Source organism: Dictyobacter sp. Z7_2 (genome assembly GCF_057551105.1).
In genome coordinates this window covers 2,584,401-2,600,680 of record NZ_BAAJPE010000002.1, presented here as the reverse complement: position 1 = coordinate 2,600,680, position 16,280 = coordinate 2,584,401, and the positions used below count along the sequence as shown (strand labels likewise).

At 51.4% G+C, this 16,280-nt stretch carries 14 protein-coding genes; 11 read left to right on the top strand and 3 right to left on the bottom strand.

Going from position 1 to position 16,280, the window contains the following annotated elements; translation table 11 throughout:
• Positions 1-127: 127 nt before the first annotated feature.
• From AC27N8_RS24440 to AC27N8_RS24400, 9 genes are all read left to right on the top strand, one after another.
• Complete coding sequence (locus tag AC27N8_RS24440; protein WP_487070277.1) at positions 128-1,279, top strand: hypothetical protein; 1,152 nt, start codon at positions 128-130, stop codon at positions 1,277-1,279.
• Between the two features lie 8 nt (positions 1,280-1,287).
• Complete coding sequence (gene hisC / locus AC27N8_RS24435; protein WP_487070275.1) at positions 1,288-2,403, top strand: histidinol-phosphate transaminase; 1,116 nt, start codon at positions 1,288-1,290, stop codon at positions 2,401-2,403.
• Positions 2,404-2,629: 226 nt separating this feature from the next.
• Positions 2,630-3,955, top strand: a complete 1,326-nt coding sequence (gene eno, locus AC27N8_RS24430; RefSeq protein WP_487070273.1) for a phosphopyruvate hydratase — start codon at positions 2,630-2,632, stop codon at positions 3,953-3,955.
• 97 nt (positions 3,956-4,052) lie between these two features.
• Positions 4,053-4,937, top strand: a complete 885-nt coding sequence (locus AC27N8_RS24425; protein ID WP_487070271.1) for an alpha/beta fold hydrolase — start codon at positions 4,053-4,055, stop codon at positions 4,935-4,937.
• Positions 4,938-5,041: 104 nt separating this feature from the next.
• Positions 5,042-5,884: a GNAT family N-acetyltransferase gene (locus AC27N8_RS24420; protein WP_487070269.1), complete on the top strand. Its 843-nt coding sequence runs from the start codon at positions 5,042-5,044 to the stop codon at positions 5,882-5,884.
• Positions 5,885-6,088: 204 nt separating this feature from the next.
• A complete protein-coding gene (locus tag AC27N8_RS24415; protein WP_487070267.1) occupies positions 6,089-6,712 on the top strand; it encodes a hypothetical protein in 624 nt (207 codons plus the stop codon).
• A gap of 71 nt (positions 6,713-6,783) precedes the next feature.
• Positions 6,784-7,776, top strand: coding sequence for an AAA family ATPase (locus AC27N8_RS24410; protein ID WP_487070265.1), 993 nt, complete (start codon positions 6,784-6,786; stop codon positions 7,774-7,776).
• A gap of 5 nt (positions 7,777-7,781) precedes the next feature.
• On the top strand, positions 7,782-9,194 hold the full coding sequence (locus AC27N8_RS24405) for a DUF58 domain-containing protein (protein ID WP_487070263.1): 1,413 nt from the start codon (positions 7,782-7,784) through the stop codon (positions 9,192-9,194).
• Positions 9,118-10,668, top strand: coding sequence for a DUF4129 domain-containing protein (locus AC27N8_RS24400; protein WP_487070261.1), 1,551 nt, complete (start codon positions 9,118-9,120; stop codon positions 10,666-10,668). Before AC27N8_RS24405 ends, AC27N8_RS24400 begins: the two co-directional genes overlap by 77 nt.
• 168 nt (positions 10,669-10,836) lie before the next feature.
• Here AC27N8_RS24400 and AC27N8_RS24395 read toward each other — a convergent pair whose 3' ends face one another.
• Both AC27N8_RS24395 and AC27N8_RS24390 read right to left on the bottom strand, forming a co-directional pair.
• Entirely contained in the window at positions 10,837-11,112 is a 276-nt protein-coding gene (locus AC27N8_RS24395; RefSeq protein WP_487070259.1) for a hypothetical protein, read from the bottom strand.
• A 12-nt stretch (positions 11,113-11,124) separates the two neighbouring features.
• A complete protein-coding gene (locus AC27N8_RS24390; protein ID WP_487070257.1) occupies positions 11,125-11,949 on the bottom strand; it encodes a hypothetical protein in 825 nt (274 codons plus the stop codon).
• Between the two features lie 269 nt (positions 11,950-12,218).
• Here AC27N8_RS24390 and AC27N8_RS24385 point away from each other — a divergent pair, with 269 nt between their 5' ends.
• Positions 12,219-13,049: an XdhC family protein gene (locus AC27N8_RS24385; protein ID WP_487070255.1), complete on the top strand. Its 831-nt coding sequence runs from the start codon at positions 12,219-12,221 to the stop codon at positions 13,047-13,049.
• A gap of 120 nt (positions 13,050-13,169) precedes the next feature.
• Here AC27N8_RS24385 and AC27N8_RS24380 read toward each other — a convergent pair whose 3' ends face one another.
• Positions 13,170-14,672, bottom strand: coding sequence for an MFS transporter (locus AC27N8_RS24380; RefSeq protein ID WP_487070253.1), 1,503 nt, complete (start codon positions 14,670-14,672; stop codon positions 13,170-13,172).
• Between the two features lie 258 nt (positions 14,673-14,930).
• Between AC27N8_RS24380 and lgt the strand changes: the two genes are divergently transcribed.
• Positions 14,931-16,019 carry a prolipoprotein diacylglyceryl transferase gene (lgt, locus tag AC27N8_RS24375; RefSeq protein WP_487070251.1) on the top strand — a complete coding sequence of 363 codons (1,089 nt, stop codon included), beginning with the start codon at positions 14,931-14,933 and terminating at the stop codon, positions 16,017-16,019.
• Positions 16,020-16,280: the final 261 nt, after the last annotated feature.

Sequence of the window (16,280 nt, the reverse complement as noted above, 5' to 3'; positions counted from 1 at the left end):
CCCATAACTACTATCAATACAGCAAAACTTTGCGGTTACCTGGGGCATCATGCTAGAATTGCCCTGCTAGATGCAGAGAGAAATACATGTGTAATCTAACCTGCGGGACTATTGAGAGGAGCGCACATTGGAAGAGAAGACCGGTAGGAAATGGCCTAAGCGTATCCTGGATTTTATCAATCCGTTGCGCGATCCCAGCCTCACCGTGGCAGCCGTATTAACATTCATTGAAGAGGCGAATCAGAACAACCCCTGGTATCTCATTATCATTATTGCGCTCATCAATTGGTTAGCGGTGCGTGGTATTGTCTGGCTGGTCGTAAATTTTACATTCGCAGCCGTCTTTCTGAGCCGCCGAATCTGGTGGTCAATAAAACATCCCAACCTTGCCTGGCGTATCTTAGATGCCGTCGGTCATGAGGAGATTGTCATCGGTGGCAACTCTGGCCTCAGCGACAGCATTATGCTTCAGGATGGGACGACGATTATGAGCCCATTGCTCGGAGCCAACGGTATCCATGTCATTGGAGAGCTCCCGGCTGGTACTGAATTGCCCATGCTTGGGATGCCAGGCGGACAGATGCCCGGCGATGGCATGCAACCATATAACGGCTCTGGTTTCTTTCCCGGAGCTGGGGATTTCGCACCGAATGGCTATGGTCAGCCAGCCATGAATTATCAACCGGCTGGCAATAACACCTTTAACAACGAATTTGTCAGCACGCAGAGCACTGACGGGCTCCCACAGAACTTTCCACAGCGCCCCTCACAGGAAGAAGAACAGTTACGTCAACAGGTAGCTGCCTTAAATCGCCTGTTAGAAGATTGGGTCCAATTTACGGAAGAAAAATGGCGAACGATCAGCGATAGCCAGCTTGGTTGGAAACCACTGCGTGGACGCTACGGCAATTGGGACGATATCTTCCAGGATGCCTATGCAGCAAAGACTTCAGATCCTATGGCTGAAGCTGCGCAGTCAGCTGGTGAAGCAACTTCTCGCCGCTATGAAACGTCTAAGGAGAAAGGGTCTGCGGCATCTGCTGTGGCCTGCTTTATGCGAGATATGATGACGTTACGACGTGGTTTAGATATGGTACAACAACCAAATGCACGCCTTTCAGATACACCTATGGGGCAGCCAAACCTTCAGCAAAATGGCAGGTTTGGAGGCCAAAACAGTGGTTCACTCTTTAATAGCCCATCGGGAGGAACTTCTCCTCGGAGCACACTCATTCGTCGACCGACACAAATTTTTGTGGACGCCGACTCTAAAAAATAGGACAAACCATGTATACGTATTCCCCTCGTCCTGTTCACGTGCGCCCAGAATTGGACCGAATGGCTGAATATATACCTGGTGAGTCGCAGGAATCATTCAGCGCACGTACAGGAATACCAGTCAATCAAATCATTAAATTAAATGCCAACGAAAGCCCATATGGACCAGCGCCCCAGGTGATGACCGCTTTGGGCCAATATTCTAATTATAATCATTATCCCGATACCGACTCGCAAGAGCTCAAACAGGCGCTCTCTGTGTACACCGGAGTTGATCAACGCCATATTGTGGTGAGCCATGGGAGCAATGAGCTCATCAATCTGCTCTGGCACATCTTCCTCTCGGTGGGTGACAATATTATTTGTTGTCCACCGACTTTTTCCCTATACACATTCATCACGACGTTCTGTGGCGCCTACGTGCTTGAGGTCCCACGCCTGAGCGATAACGAGATCGATGTCGAAGGTATTATCAAAGCGCTCATGCCTGAAACCAAGATGATCGTATTGTGTTCGCCCAATAATCCTACCGGCAATCCGGTCAGCGAGCAGGATATCCTGGCACTCCTGGATACCGGACGGATCGTGATGGTCGACGAAGCGTATGTCGAGTTCTCAGATCAACCTCAGGGATTCGCCCATCTTGTGCCACATCACCGCAATCTAATCGTCATGCGCACGTTTAGCAAGTGGGCTGGTCTGGCAGGATTGCGCGTCGGCTACGGCATCTTTCCTGAATGGATCGTTTCCTACATGCGCCGTGCTCAATGTCCATTCGAGGTAAATCTGGCGGGCCATATTGCTGCCATTGAAACACTCAAACACCTGGATTATACGCTCGATAAAGTGCGCCTGCTGGTAGAAGAACGTGAGCGGCTCTTCACAATGCTTGAAAGCCATCCATATCTTCACCCCCTACCATCACAGGGCAACTTTATATTGACCGAAGTGGATATAGAAGAGGTTAAATTAGAACGCATCCGGCAAGCGGTCGAAGCGCGAGGCGTGATGTTGCGTTTCTTTAATCACCCCTACTTGAGCAACTTCGTACGCCTGACGGTCGGACGTCCAGAACATACCGATCTCATTGCTCATGCACTGGACCAGATCAAGGCAGAGGCATAGATAATCCCCACGGGACACATCAAGACGCAGAAAGCATGGATAATAGTATCTATCTTTCTGCGTCTTGATGTGTCCTTTTTTACCCTTGCTCATGAGCCTGACAAGATGTACAATAGCACCGCAAAGTTGCGCGAAAAATACTGGACCAGTGCCCTATAACCAATCAACGTCATCGCAACCAATGCGTATTATGCACATACACGGTTTCGTAGAGGAGTTTCTATTTATGCCATACAATACAAGTGATCTTACGACGATAGAAGCCGTCGCAGCACGCGAAATTCTTGATTCGCGTGGCAATCCAACAGTGCAAGTGGAAGTGCTTTTAATGGGCGGCGCCCAGGGTACGGCATCAGTGCCATCCGGCGCATCAACGGGAGCCCATGAGGCCGTAGAGCTACGCGATGGCGACAAGAGTCGCTATGGTGGCAAAGGTGTACTCAAAGCAGTCGCCAACGTTCAGGATACCATTGGAGATGCTCTGGTTGGCTTGGATGCTACAGATCAGGCCATGATCGATGAGGTCATGATTGCTCTGGACGGTACTGAGAATAAAGCCAAGCTGGGTGCTAATGCGATCCTGGGAGTCTCGCTCGCAGTCGCCAAAGCAGCCGCAGCCGCGCATCAGCAGCCACTCTATAGATATCTGGGAGGCGTCTCTGCACGCACGCTCCCCGTCCCGATGATGAACATCCTCAACGGCGGCAAGCACGCAGACGATTCCACCGACTTCCAGGAATACATGGTTCTGCCAGTTGGAGCTTCATCGTTCCATGAAGCACTACGCATGGGAGCCGAAGTCTATCACGCGCTGAAAAAAGTACTCCACGACAAAAAGCTAAACACGAACGTCGGCGACGAAGGCGGCTTCGCTCCCGCTGTAGCCACAAATCGTGCCGCCTTAGAGCTCCTGGTCGCCGCCATCGAATCGGCAGGTTACAAGCCCGGCAAAGACATCTTCCTGGGCATGGACGCAGCCGCCACCGAGCTGTTTGAAAATGGAAAATATGTCCTGGCCCGCGAAGGTCGCACACTCAGTTCCGCAGAACTCATCGATCTCTACGCGCAATGGGCTGGTGAATATCCTCTGATCAGTATCGAAGACGGCCTGGCCGAGGACGATTGGGAAGGATGGTCTCTCCTGAACAAGCGCATCGGCAATCGCATCCAGCTGGTGGGAGACGATCTCTTCGTAACCAATACCGAGCGCTTGAAACGTGGCATCAGTGAGCAATCGGCCAACTCCATCCTTGTCAAGCTCAACCAGATCGGTAGCCTGTCCGAAACATTGGACTCGATCGAGATGGCCAAGCGAGCGCAATTCACCGCCGTCGTCTCGCACCGCTCCGGCGAAACCGAGGATACTACCATCGCCGATCTCGTCGTCGCCACCAACGCCGGACAGATCAAAACTGGAGCACCATCGCGCAGTGAGCGCGTCGCCAAATACAATCGCCTGCTTGTCATCGAAGATGAACTGGGAGCCGAGACAGCTCGCTATGCTGGCTTCGGCGCGTTCTACAACGTCCCTAGCCTCTACAAACAAGCATAAAAATTGCTCTGTACTCTGGGCTTCAGATGCGCTATATTATTAGGAGATATGCAGACAACATCTGCACTCGAGTTAAACTCAACTAAAGAGAGGGTTTATGGCAAGCAACACATCTGACGTCCTGAGTACAAGCGCACGCGAACGACGTACCGGACGTTCTGTTCACTATAACATCAGCTACCTGGTCCAGGGAGCAGAGTACGGTACGGATGGTGCCATTGTTCTGCTACATGATATTCTGGGCGGAGCCTTTACCTGGGAAAGCATTATGGGGCAGATTGGAGGACTCAATCGCGCCGTCTATGCCTTTGATATGCTTGGCTTCGGTCAATCTGAGCGCCCCTGGCCCGCCGATACCTCCATCTGGGGGCAGGCCGACGTCTTATCCTACCTCATTCGCGACCTCAAACTCACCAACATTATCCTTGTGGGCCATGGACTCGGTGGAGGTGTAGCACAGGTGCTTGCCACCCGCCTGATCCGTCAACAGACTGCCGCGCTTGTGCTCGTCGACTCAGTCAGCTACCTGCACACCTTTGCCGACAACTGGCCTCTGACCGATATGGAGAAGCGCCGCGACTTCGATGCTCCTCAGAACACCGAGCTGGATGACCTGATCAGCGACCTACGCGCCACCTTACCTGCCGCTACCACAAACGCGCAAGGCTTCGCCGACGTCATCAAGGATTATGTCGAGCCCTGGAATAATGAGCACGGCAAAGAACTGCTCTTCCAGCAGATACGCAATCTCGTTCCCTACTATCTCAACGCGGTTTCCAGTGACCTGCGCGTCCTCAACAAACCGACCCTGATCGTCTGGGGCGGAAAAGATGAGCAGAATCCAGTCAAAGACGCCGATCGCCTGCACCGTGACATCCCAAACTCACAACTGGTCATCCTGCCCGATGCTGGCCACTTCTCGCTCTTTGATGCTCCAGCAGCGGTTGCCGACGCGCTTACAGAATTCATCAAAGGCATCTAACCGGGCCGCAGAATATATTACAGAATCACTCCTCATTCCCGCCGGCAAACATGAGGGGTGATCTTTTTCTGACACGCCTTCTCCCTCATTGAAAGGCAAGGAACATGACTGAATACCATTTTTCCGATGCTGTAAATCATTCCTTTCAACAATTAGCTGAGATGCATACCAGCAGCTTCAGTGGCTATTTTCTCCCCTCCCAAATGACAGCAACGCAGGTGGCTGATTTCTGGCGTATCAATCAGATCGATGCTACCCGCTGCGTGATCATGCACGACGAGCACGGCGAATTTGTCGGCATGGCTCGTATGGGATCACGTGGCACACACGGCTGGTGTGGAGGCTTCGGTATCGCGCCCGCATTTCGCGGCCTTGGTGTTAGCAAATTGCTCGCCACGCAAATGGTACAGGTCGCACGAACGAGTGGACTCACCCAACTCCAACTAGAAGTACTCAGCCAGAATACCAAAGCGATCAAAACCTACGAAAGAGTAGGCTTTGTCAAACAACGCCGTCTTTTGGGTTTGGAGATCGCCACGCATGCGCTTCCCCCGATCAACACACCAACATCGACACCGACACCAAAACAGATCGCACTCGTCGACCTTTTAAACTCAGAAGAAAAGAACAAGGTACAACCGTATTGGGGCTTTGAGCTACCCAGCATCCTTACCCAACACTCCGAGATGCTTGCCGTAGCAGGTCCTGATGGTCAGACGAACACCTTCATCACCAATCGTAAAGACGACGTTATCCGCATACGTACTATTCATCTCCAGCCAGAACTGACCAATAGCGCATTTGCAGGCCTACTTGGCTCAATGGTTGGAGATGCAACAAAAATCCATATCTTCAATGAGCCTGAGGAGAGTCCATTCATCCCACGTTACAGGGAGATTGGTTTCACAGAGTTCTTCTCACAATATGAAATGTTGCTGCGCCTGTAGATTTATAAGACAACCGCATAGTAGGAGTACAGATAGCACACATCTCAGGTTTAAGGAGCATTTTTTATGATACATTCAGACATCTATGAACAATGCAATCACTGAGAAGAGTGTGATTCTTGCATCATCCCCTATAAATAGGTATAATAATAGAGAACAATAAAAGTATTATTGAGGAGATGTAGTAGAGGGGATTGTTCTCACATGCATTTAAAAAGATCACTCCATAGAGTTAGCGATCTTCGCCTGAAGGGTCAACAAATCAAAGCCATCCTCGGCATTTCCGCCCATGTAGATCAACCAGCCTATCACCCGATGATGGATAATTTTATGCAGCAAAAACCAGTACATACAGATAAACTTTTTCAATCTACACATTCGACCGAGCACGAGATCGAGCAATCACAAATAAGCAAGCTGCGCCAATCGATGGTGCAAACAGTGCCCAGACAACCATATAGCAGAGTAAAAAAAGCACCATTATCCTCCACGCGCCTGATCCCCATCGGCAAGCAGATTCTTTTTGCCCTCGACACAGTCGTGCTGGGATTAATCAGCTACCAACTATTCAATCACAGGTTATACTATCTTCTCATATCCTGGTGCCTCATTATGCTATTCTGGGCCTATCTCGCCAGCAGAAGCTTACGCATGCAAACCCTGCGAAGCATCCAGAAGCTGCTGCGCTTACCAACCACGAACACGAGTGATGAACACGATCAACCTACCGTCAATCCATATCGCAACGCCCAGCTGCGCGAGTTGCAAGATGACACGACGGCCTACCTGAAAGCTCTGCGCACCCTTCATACTCAGAGAAAAGAGTAGTAGTGGACGATGGTGATATAGTAAGGGGGCAACAAGATATGCATAGAGATTGACTGGAGTTTTGTAATTATATGGGAAATGCATCCAATGTTCCGCAGTTTGCCAGGGTTCAGCAGTATGCGGAACATATTCGCGCCAATGTCGGACGCGTCATCATCGGCAAACTTGATGTTATCGATCTTTTGCTCGTTGCCTTGCTCAGCGATGGGCATGTGTTGCTAGAAGATGTGCCTGGTACGGGCAAGACCGTGCTGGCAAAATCGCTGGCGCGTTCACTGGGAGCAACCTTTCAGCGCGTGCAAGGGACTCCTGATCTGCTGCCCACCGACATCATTGGCGTGAGCTACTTCGATCAAAAGCAGAACGAATTTATCTTTCGCGAGGGTCCGCTCTTTGCGCAGATCCTGCTGGTCGACGAGATTAACCGCACCACCCCGCGCACCCAATCAGCATTATTAGAAGCCATGGCAGAGCATCAGGTCACAGTCGAGCGAGAAAGCAAACTCCTGCCACGACCATTTCTTGTCCTGGCAACCCAGAATCCGGTCGAGCTTGAAGGTACCTTCCCACTCCCGGAGGCGCAACTTGATCGCTTTTTGTTGCGCGTACAGATGGGCTATCCCGAAGAAGAAGAAGAGCAAGCAATCCTACATCGCTTCAAACAGGCCGAGCCATTTGACACGTTGGAGCCTGTCGTGAGCGCCGCAGAATTCGTTGAGCTACAAAACGTCATCCGGCAGGTCCAGTGGCAACCAGAAACCGAGCGTTATCTCCTGGCAATCGTGCGTGCGACCCGCCATCACGACGCGATCCAGTTGGGAGTCAGTCCACGCGGAACGCTGGCCCTCTATCGAGCCTGTGAAGCATATGCCGCTATCCAGGGCAGAGATTTTGTGCAGCCGGACGACATTAAATATTTAGCACCATTTGTCCTGGGACATCGCTTGCTAACCACCAGCCGTAATCGGATGCGTGGTAAGCGGACGCTCGACATTATCGCTGAGATCATCCAGGCAACCCCAGTTCCAGTTGAGAGACTTGTTCCACCATCAGCGACAAGGTAACAGACATGAGAACAGATCCAACCTTCAATGACGAGCATTATCTGTTACTCAAAAAGAGACGTCCCTGGTATTATCTGGCACTGGCGCTCTTGCTGTTGAGCGCTCTCACCAGGCAACCTTTCTTGATGCTGGCCGCTACATTCACAGGTATGATAGGGCTTATACCAGAACTCTGGTTTCGTTTCGCCTTAAAGCATCTCTCTATACGTCAGCAGATCGATCATCAGCATCTCTTCTTTGGAGAGCAGGTGACGCTCTCGATTACGATCGAGAATCGTAAGCTGCTTCCCTTGCCTGGCTTACAGATCGAGGATACTATTTCGCCGCCGTTGACTGTATCACAGGTAGAGGCGAACAGATTCAAGACCACACAACGGGATACCTTAATCAGCACCTGGTTACTCTGGTCCTATCAACGCGTCACACGGCGCTACCACATGCACTGTCACGCACGAGGCTTTCACCTCTTTGGACCTATTCACCTGCACAGCAGTGATCCTCTCGGCTGGCTTGAGCACGACATCCGGCTGCCTGCCTACGAGACATTATTAGTCTATCCGCTGATCGCGCCGCTCGAAAGTTTTGGACTCCCAGGTGTCTTTCCGATGGGAGACACTGTAGGAGCGCGTCACCTGCTCGAAGATCCACTCTGGTTTGCGGGCAACCGTGAATATCAGCTCGGAGACGATCCACGCCGCATCGACTGGAAGGCCACGGCGCGCAGTGGAGCGTTACGCAGCAAGATTTATGAGTCAACAACTGAGCGTCGTCTGCTCATTCTGCTTGATACCTGGACCTGGACCAATGAAAAAAACGGCATGGACGAAGAACTACAGGAGTTTTGTATCTCGATCACAGCCTCTCTGGCTACCTGGGGACTCGACGAGGGATATATGGTTGGTATACTCGCCAATTGTTCAACCATCACGGCGAACCATCCTCTGAGCGTCATGGTTGGCACTGATCAAGAGAAGGATAATATCGGCACTGATAAATCTGCCAGCACGACCATCTCACCGCCGGGAGTCAGCCTTCCTTTCGCTCGCGACTATACGCAATATGAACAGATTTTAACGTTACTCGCAACCATGCTGCCCACCTACAATACACCAATTGAGCGGCTCATTGAGCTAGAAAACGACATGTTTCAGCCGGGAACAACTATCATAGCTGTCAGCCCGATCAATACGCTAAGCGAGAACACCATTGAGGGACTCTATATGCACCGCAGGCGTGGCAACGCGGTCAATATCGTGTTAGCAGGTGATCTGGCCCCAGAGAAGTCACAACCGGATACAGCAGGCATCCCAAGCTATCATATCGGCGGAAAGGAGAAATGGCATGAACTTATTCAGACCGTCGAAGACGAAACACATGGAGAGATCGGTACCAGCTCGCATAGCCTCCAACTGGATTGAGCTGATTGCGCTCCCTGTCGCCGCAGCGTTGATGGAGACACAGCCAATTCTGCTTGGGCTACAACTGCTGCTATCACACTTTTTCATGACCACCGATAATATGGATGCTGGCAGTATTCTCTTTATCCTACTTTTTTTCAACTGGTGGGCTTTATGGGGAAAATCCAGACGTACACAACGCGGTATCGAGGACGACGCTTCCACCCGTATCTCAATCAGCAAGCATGACATCCTGGGGATAGCGTTGGCATTACTAGCATTTGGACTGACACACCTATTCGTGCTGGATGATGGTATCACACCCATCCTCGCGACCATAGTTATTGTCTGGGGCTGGCAACGTGGCGTGCGGCGTGTACAAGCAGGACTCGATGAAAGCCAGCTGATCCTCTGGTTCAAGGTTGGGTTTGGGATATTACTTGTGGTCATATGTTTCTCGCTACTCGATGGTTTCACACATGCCAATACCGTTGCAGATGAGCTGCTAAGTAACCTACCGATCTTTTTTCTGGCCGGCTTTCTGGCACTCTCACTCACGCGTATCGCAGCCATTAAAAAGGAGCAGGAGCGCCAGCATCAGACGACACGTCAAGCAGGAACCAATACATGGATCATAGCCCTGAGTGCCGCCTGGATACTGCTCGTTGTGCTCAGCATCGCCTCGGAGCTCCTTCCAGTAGCGGCTCTGATTGTCCTACTCAGTCCAGTATGGTGGCTGATTGGACTGATCCTTCAAATCATATTCACCGTCCTGGGATGGATCACCTATGGAGTATTCTTTTTCTATGTGCTGCTACTGGATCTGGTAGCTTACTTATTTCCCGCCATACAAGCATTCAAAAAGCCTCCGATCCCAGTCATAAAGCCACCAGAGGCACAGCCTGCGCTCGGCAAGAGCTCACCTATCCTGCAAATCATCCTGATAGCCTGTGTTATCATTGCCATCTTTGGCATTGCCTGGTTTATCAAGAGCCGCCAGAAAGATCCACTGGAAGAGACGCTCGCGGAAGAGGAAGAAGTACGAGAGGGGCTCGATGCCCTACAAATCCGGCGGGACCGTCGTCGCGAACGCCAAAGAAATCATCAAGCGGAACCGATCGACGTTCTGGCCTCTAACTCCGTTCAGATACAGTATCGATCCCTCTTGCAAGCGATGGCAGAAAAAGGTGAGCAGATCGAGCGCCACTATAACGAAACTCCGGTTGAATATCAGAGACGCCTGCTGACCATGGCAGAAATAAAACTCCCGCCCCAGACGCAGGCTGCGGATATTCCATCCGACCGAGCAATCCTTACCACGCTGACGGATGCCTATGTCCAGGAACGCTATGGAGGCAAACAATCGTCTGGAGAAGCACAACAGTATCTGTCTCAATGGGTTCCACGCCTGCTGCAACGACTCAATGAACATCTCAACCCACCCCCCAAAACACCACAACGCCCCTACCAATCATCGCGCTGGGGCGAAGATTGAGTGTGTGCTCCCGTCGAGCGAAGCGAGGACACCGTAGCGTCGCACGCTCGCGTGCGATGTCCCAGCAACTCGTACGAGCCAGCAGGCTCTCGGTGCACCCCGCTGGCGTGCTTGATCGTACGTCGAGTGGGACATCGTACCCAAGGGTACGACGCTACGGTGTCCTACTTATGATGCTTTACGTTTACGTCCTCCCCGCCTGGAGGCATCTGTCCTCGTAGAAGAGGATTGTTCTTGCGAGCTTCCTGACATCCCTGCTTCTGGCTCCCGATGATGAAGCTGATAGGCTTCCGCACTGCGATTGTACTTCTCGACCGCATGTAGATAAAGATCATACATACGTTCGAGCTCCTGTGACGACACGCCGCGTTGTTCTGCCTGTACCAACTCGTACCATCGCTGCTGCATAGATTGACGAGAATGTTCTAGCTCAGCCGGGCTCATGGTACTTTTCCTTCAGGAAGCCTTATTTTGCTGTTTCGACTCCCTATATTCTGCGGTCAACTGTTGAAGTAACTTACTGGCGTCGACGAAACTGAGATTGGCATTATCCTCGGGGGCCGGCTTGCCCAGATGGTCACAGAGCTTGCGAATCCCCGACAGCTGCTGCTCGGTAGCGGTCACTGGAGCATCAGTGGCGGCGGGACGATGCGCGGTAGCGTTCGGGCCACTATGACCGTTGCCATTTGATCCATTATTCGAACCGTTCGATCCATTGGTAGTTGAGGAAGCAGGTCGAAGTGGCGTAAAGGTAGCACTTGAGCCTGCGCCATTCGAGCCATTCCCATTCGTCTGGCGATCGACCGGAGCATCGACAATACGATGGGCTTCTTCCCACTCGTCGCCGGTAAATTGCGTGCCATAACCGAGGGCTGCCAGAGCACGACCAATCGCACCAGTCTCAGCCTTTTCGATGAAATCTGGAAAGCTGGCTGCCTTCTCCGACTTTGTCCCCGTCGCCATGCCACCAACACCGTCTTTGACTACTGCATGAAATACGCAAAAGCCCTTGGCCTGTTTGATGACTTTCTCGCTACGGCGACGTTCGTTGTTCCAAACGAAAGCCTCTTCTTCAGTGTCGCGATCCAGATCCAACTGGAGCATCTGTGTCTCGATCTCGCCTTGCGGAAAGATTGAGCGGAACCAAACGAGCCGCCATTGAACCGGCAGGTAATCTTTTGAAGTTTGGCCACTACGAATCTGTATTAGATGCTCATTGGGGTTAAACACACGACTTAATGGCTGCTCTTCCTGAACCGGCCTCTTAGTTTGATCAATCATGTTACGGCTCCTTTTAGCTCCTTTTAGAATTTATGTTCTACTATTTTAGAACTTGAGACATGTTTTGTCAAGCATCAAGTTGTATCATAAAGTGTCATACACAAGAACATTCTTTTTTGGGTAGCAGAAAGTGGTAGGAAACAAAAAAGCAAGGAGGCAATGTTGATAAATATCCATGAGAAAACACCAAAGCACGCCAAAGTAATGTATAATCTAGAGCATAACCATACTCAATGATTGAGCATCCGCTGCTAGACAAAGGGACAACTATGAGTACCATTGGCATTTATAATGAGATGCAGACAGCATTGGCACATGGAGAAAAGGTCATCATTGCCACAGTGATCAAAACGATGGGGGCTGCCCCCTGTCCAATCGGAAGTAAGGCCCTCATTCATCTGGATGGCACGATGCATGGCAGCTTTGCTGGTCCTGACACGGATAGTAAGGTGGTACAGGAAGCGCTCAAGGTGGTACGTGAAGGACATCCAACGACGACCCATATCCATTTAGACGCCGATCAAGGCGAAGCCGTAGGAAGTTGCGGAGCAACACTCGAAGTTTTCTTTGAGCTGTTACGACCGGAGCAGCGCTTGATTATAGCAGGCGCGGGTTATGTTGCGCAGGCGCTCTCGCGTCTGGTCTCCACGCTCGACTTCCGCATTATCGTCGTAGACGATCGACGCGACCTGGCCGATCCGCAAGCCTTCAACTCGCAGATCCAACTCACCTTTGGCGACATCCCCCAAACGCTACGCACGCTTGAGCCCGATGATGTCTCCTGGATCGTGATTGTCACCCGTGGACATAATCTGGACAAAGAAGCACTGCGCACCGCCCTGGAAAGCAAAGCCGGCTATATCGGTATGATCGGCAGCCCCAGCAAAGTCAAACGGATCTTCCGCGAGCTCATGAATGAAGGGTTTTCCAGCGAACGCCTCAAGCAGGTCCACGCCCCCATCGGGCTGGATCTAGGAGCAGAAACACCCGACGAAATCGCCCTAAGCATCGCCGCCGAGATCATGATGCTGCAAAAAAGAGCCACAGGAGCCCCTCTCAACAGCATTCACAACCTCCTCGAAGAAGCCGTCCACGCCTAAAGTAGCGTCGTACACTCGCGTACGATGTTCCAGTAACTCGTACGATATTGTTCCCCAGCGCCGCATGCGAGATCGGATGTTTCGTACGTCGAGTGGAACATCGTACGCGAGCGTACGACGCTACTTTTTGAGGCGGATATAGCGTACGGTAACGGTACCCAGCACGCAATAGATAATGGCCATCATAAAAAGCACTTGATAGCCAAGTACTGTTTGACCGTGCTGGGCAAAGGTATCCAGCAATGGACCTCCGAGTACCGGCGCGACGATCTGAGGGACCGAGAGAGAGATGTTCCAGACACCCATATCGCGAGCATAATTCAGACGTGAAGGCAAGACATCCGCCACGAGAGCCCAGTCCACGCTCTGATAGGCTCCATAACCCAGTCCAAAGACGGCTCCAGAGATCAGCACAACTGTTAAAGAGTGGGAGATAACAAAAACTACTCCCACGACCGCCATAAAGCCACCTGAGAAATAGACCATACGCTTACGCCCATAACGATCAGAGAGCCAGCCAACAACTACGGCACTGACCAGACTCGTCACCGCAACGACAATCGAAAAATTACTGGTCTGGACCTCGGGATGCGCGACCTTGACGACATCGCGCATATAATATTGCAAGAATGTCTGAATCGTGTAGATGCCCATCATCATGAGCAAGCGTGTAAAGAGGACCCAGGCAAAATCTGGATTGCGCCGGGGGTGAAAATCGAACAAGCGGAGGATGCCAACCGTTGCCACCAACTCGATCAGAACCTGTATCACATCGTTGCTAATCTGGAAACCTCCAGGGCGGAAAAAGTTCCAGAGTTGCGTCAGGCCCCAGACAATCAGGGCCGCCACCAGAGTACCAACCACCGTTACAACTAGGGAACGCGTCAGCCAATCTGGCCGCCAACCCTTCTGATCCGAGCGATCAGGCAGTTCTCTCTCTTCAGCAGGATGCTCGTGTACGACGAGGATGGTGATAAGCATAAAGGCAACGAGCACAATAATGATAATTGCATAGATCAGCCAGAGATCCCTCTGATACTGTGCCAGGGGCTTGGAAGCATCGACCAACAGGCCAGCAGACAATACGCCACCCACATTGCCAGCAATCAACAGAAATCCCATGATACCGGAGGCCGTACCACGTTGCTCTGTTGGAACCAGATCAGGCAGCAGAGCATGGAAAGGAGCCTGAGCCATGTTACTGGAGAGTTGAATCACCATATAGGCGAGCACAAGTGAAAAAATATCTGGAGCGAAAGCCATCCAGACCAGACCAGCCACATTGATAAGTGTGCCAATAAAAATATATGGACGCCGACGTCCCCAACGTGCCAGACGACCACGCGTCCTATCGCTCACCATACCCCAGAGAGGATTCGTAAGTAAGGCCACAAAGGCTCCGGGCACCAGGATCGTGGCTAAGGCCTCACCCTGATGCAATGGTCCCACGAGCTTGAAAACCTGACTTGGTAAGATAATAGTGCCGATGGCCGCCCAATGGAAATTCAGAGCAAACCAGAAAACACTGATCGAGATGATGCGTCCCCAATGTAATTTTGTCGCTCGAGGCTCAGAGTCCTCTGAGAAAGAGGACGTATCATCTCCATGATCTACGACAGTCATCGCCTATTTGCCTTTCTTAGATGCTATTCACTGGCCTGGATACTCAAATAAAGTGCTCAAAAGAAAATAGAACCAGTAGAGGCTATCTTATCAAGAAAGGGATAATTCGTCGATGGGTCATTTGCCCCATGACACCTTTCCAGCTACAATTGTCATCAGGGCGCAAAAACATGAGCAAGTCTCAGGCTTGCATGTCTAAGCAATGCATACTATCATACAGTTTAAGCGCTAAAGAAGTTTTTATATTTGGAGTTACACATGAATAATCTTCCATTCGCCGCTTTGTTGAGCGGCGGAGGCTGGCTACACATTGGGCCGCCTTATCTCTATATCGATATTGATCCGGTGCTTGTCCACCTGGGACCACTGGCAGTTCGTTGGTATGGCTTAATGTATGTTGTCGGCATCATGATGGGCCTATGGATCATCAAAGGATACACAACGCGCAAAGGCATCGATCAGGATATGGTCTATCGTGTGCTCTGGTGGTGTATTGTCGCAGGCTTACTTGGCGGACGTCTTTATTTTGTGATCCAGCAGCCCGACTTTGTCAGCGGCTATCTTCTCCAGCCGCAGCATATCCTGGCAACATGGGAGGGAGGCATGGCCTTTTATGGAGCCATCTTCCTCGTCATCCCCACACTCATCTGGCGAGCGAGGCGTGAACACGTCAACCCACTTGTGTTGATCGACGCTGGAGTGCTATTTGCCGCCGCCGGACAGATCTTTGGGCGTATCGGCAACCTGATTAACGGCGACATCATTGGATATCCAAGCACCCTGCCATGGTCAACCGTTTATGTGAACCCCAACAGTTGGGCCTGCTTGAATCTGGCAGCCGGAACGTGTAATGTCCCGGTCCAGCCCGCCGCAGGATATGAGCTCATCATCAACCTGATCGTATTGAGCACCATGCTCTACCTATCCTATAGACTCAGACGGCCAGGCATCTTAATGCTCATCTACCTGTTCAGCTACGCCATCTCACAGTTCTTAATCTTCTTTACACGCGCCAACGACATTGTCAGCTTCCTCGGCCTCAACCCGGGCCTGAAGCAGGCCCAATGGACATCAATCATCGTCTTTATCCTGCTCCTCCCCCTGACATACTGGGTCTTGCGCAACTCGAAACCAGTCCCAGACGGAGAGGTAGCCGCCACATATGGCATCCCACAACCAGAAAAACCCGAACATCCCCTCGAACCAAAGGCGATTACCGAAAACCTGCACACCCTCCCTGAAACCGTCGCAGAAACATCAAGCGACGACGAGCCCGAAAAAGAGGAGGTCCCACAGGACAATCAACCCGTAACCACAACAACAACCTCCGAGGAGGAACCCATTTAAAGTAGCGTCGTGCCCTCGGGCACGATGTCCCACTTGACGTACGATCAGGCACGCCAGCGTCGCTCACCGCAAGCCTGCTGTCTCGTACGAGCTACTGGAACATCGTGCCTGAGGGCACGACGCTACTTTGGCATGATCTCTTTGGGAGGACATATCTTGGACGACATTGGGATTTCCGGTCGTGTTATAATGCCCTGAAGTTTCCACTTTTGGTATCTCGAAATAGAATGTTTGAAGTACATATCATTATTTCGCATTTGC

Bases quoted from the DNA above. Each gene is read 5' to 3' on its own strand.
- AC27N8_RS24425 (WP_487070271.1), top strand. From the start codon at position 4,053: ATGGCAAGCAACACATCTGACGTCCTGAGTACAAGCGCACGCGAACGA.
- hisC (WP_487070275.1), top strand. From the start codon at position 1,288: ATGTATACGTATTCCCCTCGTCCTGTTCACGTGCGCCCAGAATTGGAC.
- AC27N8_RS24400 (WP_487070261.1), top strand. From the start codon at position 9,118: ATGAACTTATTCAGACCGTCGAAGACGAAACACATGGAGAGATCGGTA.
- AC27N8_RS24420 (WP_487070269.1), top strand. From the start codon at position 5,042: ATGACTGAATACCATTTTTCCGATGCTGTAAATCATTCCTTTCAACAA.
- AC27N8_RS24385 (WP_487070255.1), top strand. From the start codon at position 12,219: ATGAGTACCATTGGCATTTATAATGAGATGCAGACAGCATTGGCACAT.
- AC27N8_RS24380 (WP_487070253.1), bottom strand. From the start codon at position 14,672: ATGACTGTCGTAGATCATGGAGATGATACGTCCTCTTTCTCAGAGGAC.
- eno (WP_487070273.1), top strand. From the start codon at position 2,630: ATGCCATACAATACAAGTGATCTTACGACGATAGAAGCCGTCGCAGCA.
- AC27N8_RS24395 (WP_487070259.1), bottom strand. From the start codon at position 11,112: ATGAGCCCGGCTGAGCTAGAACATTCTCGTCAATCTATGCAGCAGCGA.
- lgt (WP_487070251.1), top strand. From the start codon at position 14,931: ATGAATAATCTTCCATTCGCCGCTTTGTTGAGCGGCGGAGGCTGGCTA.
- AC27N8_RS24410 (WP_487070265.1), top strand. From the start codon at position 6,784: ATGGGAAATGCATCCAATGTTCCGCAGTTTGCCAGGGTTCAGCAGTAT.
- AC27N8_RS24405 (WP_487070263.1), top strand. From the start codon at position 7,782: ATGAGAACAGATCCAACCTTCAATGACGAGCATTATCTGTTACTCAAA.
- AC27N8_RS24415 (WP_487070267.1), top strand. From the start codon at position 6,089: ATGCATTTAAAAAGATCACTCCATAGAGTTAGCGATCTTCGCCTGAAG.
- AC27N8_RS24390 (WP_487070257.1), bottom strand. From the start codon at position 11,949: ATGATTGATCAAACTAAGAGGCCGGTTCAGGAAGAGCAGCCATTAAGT.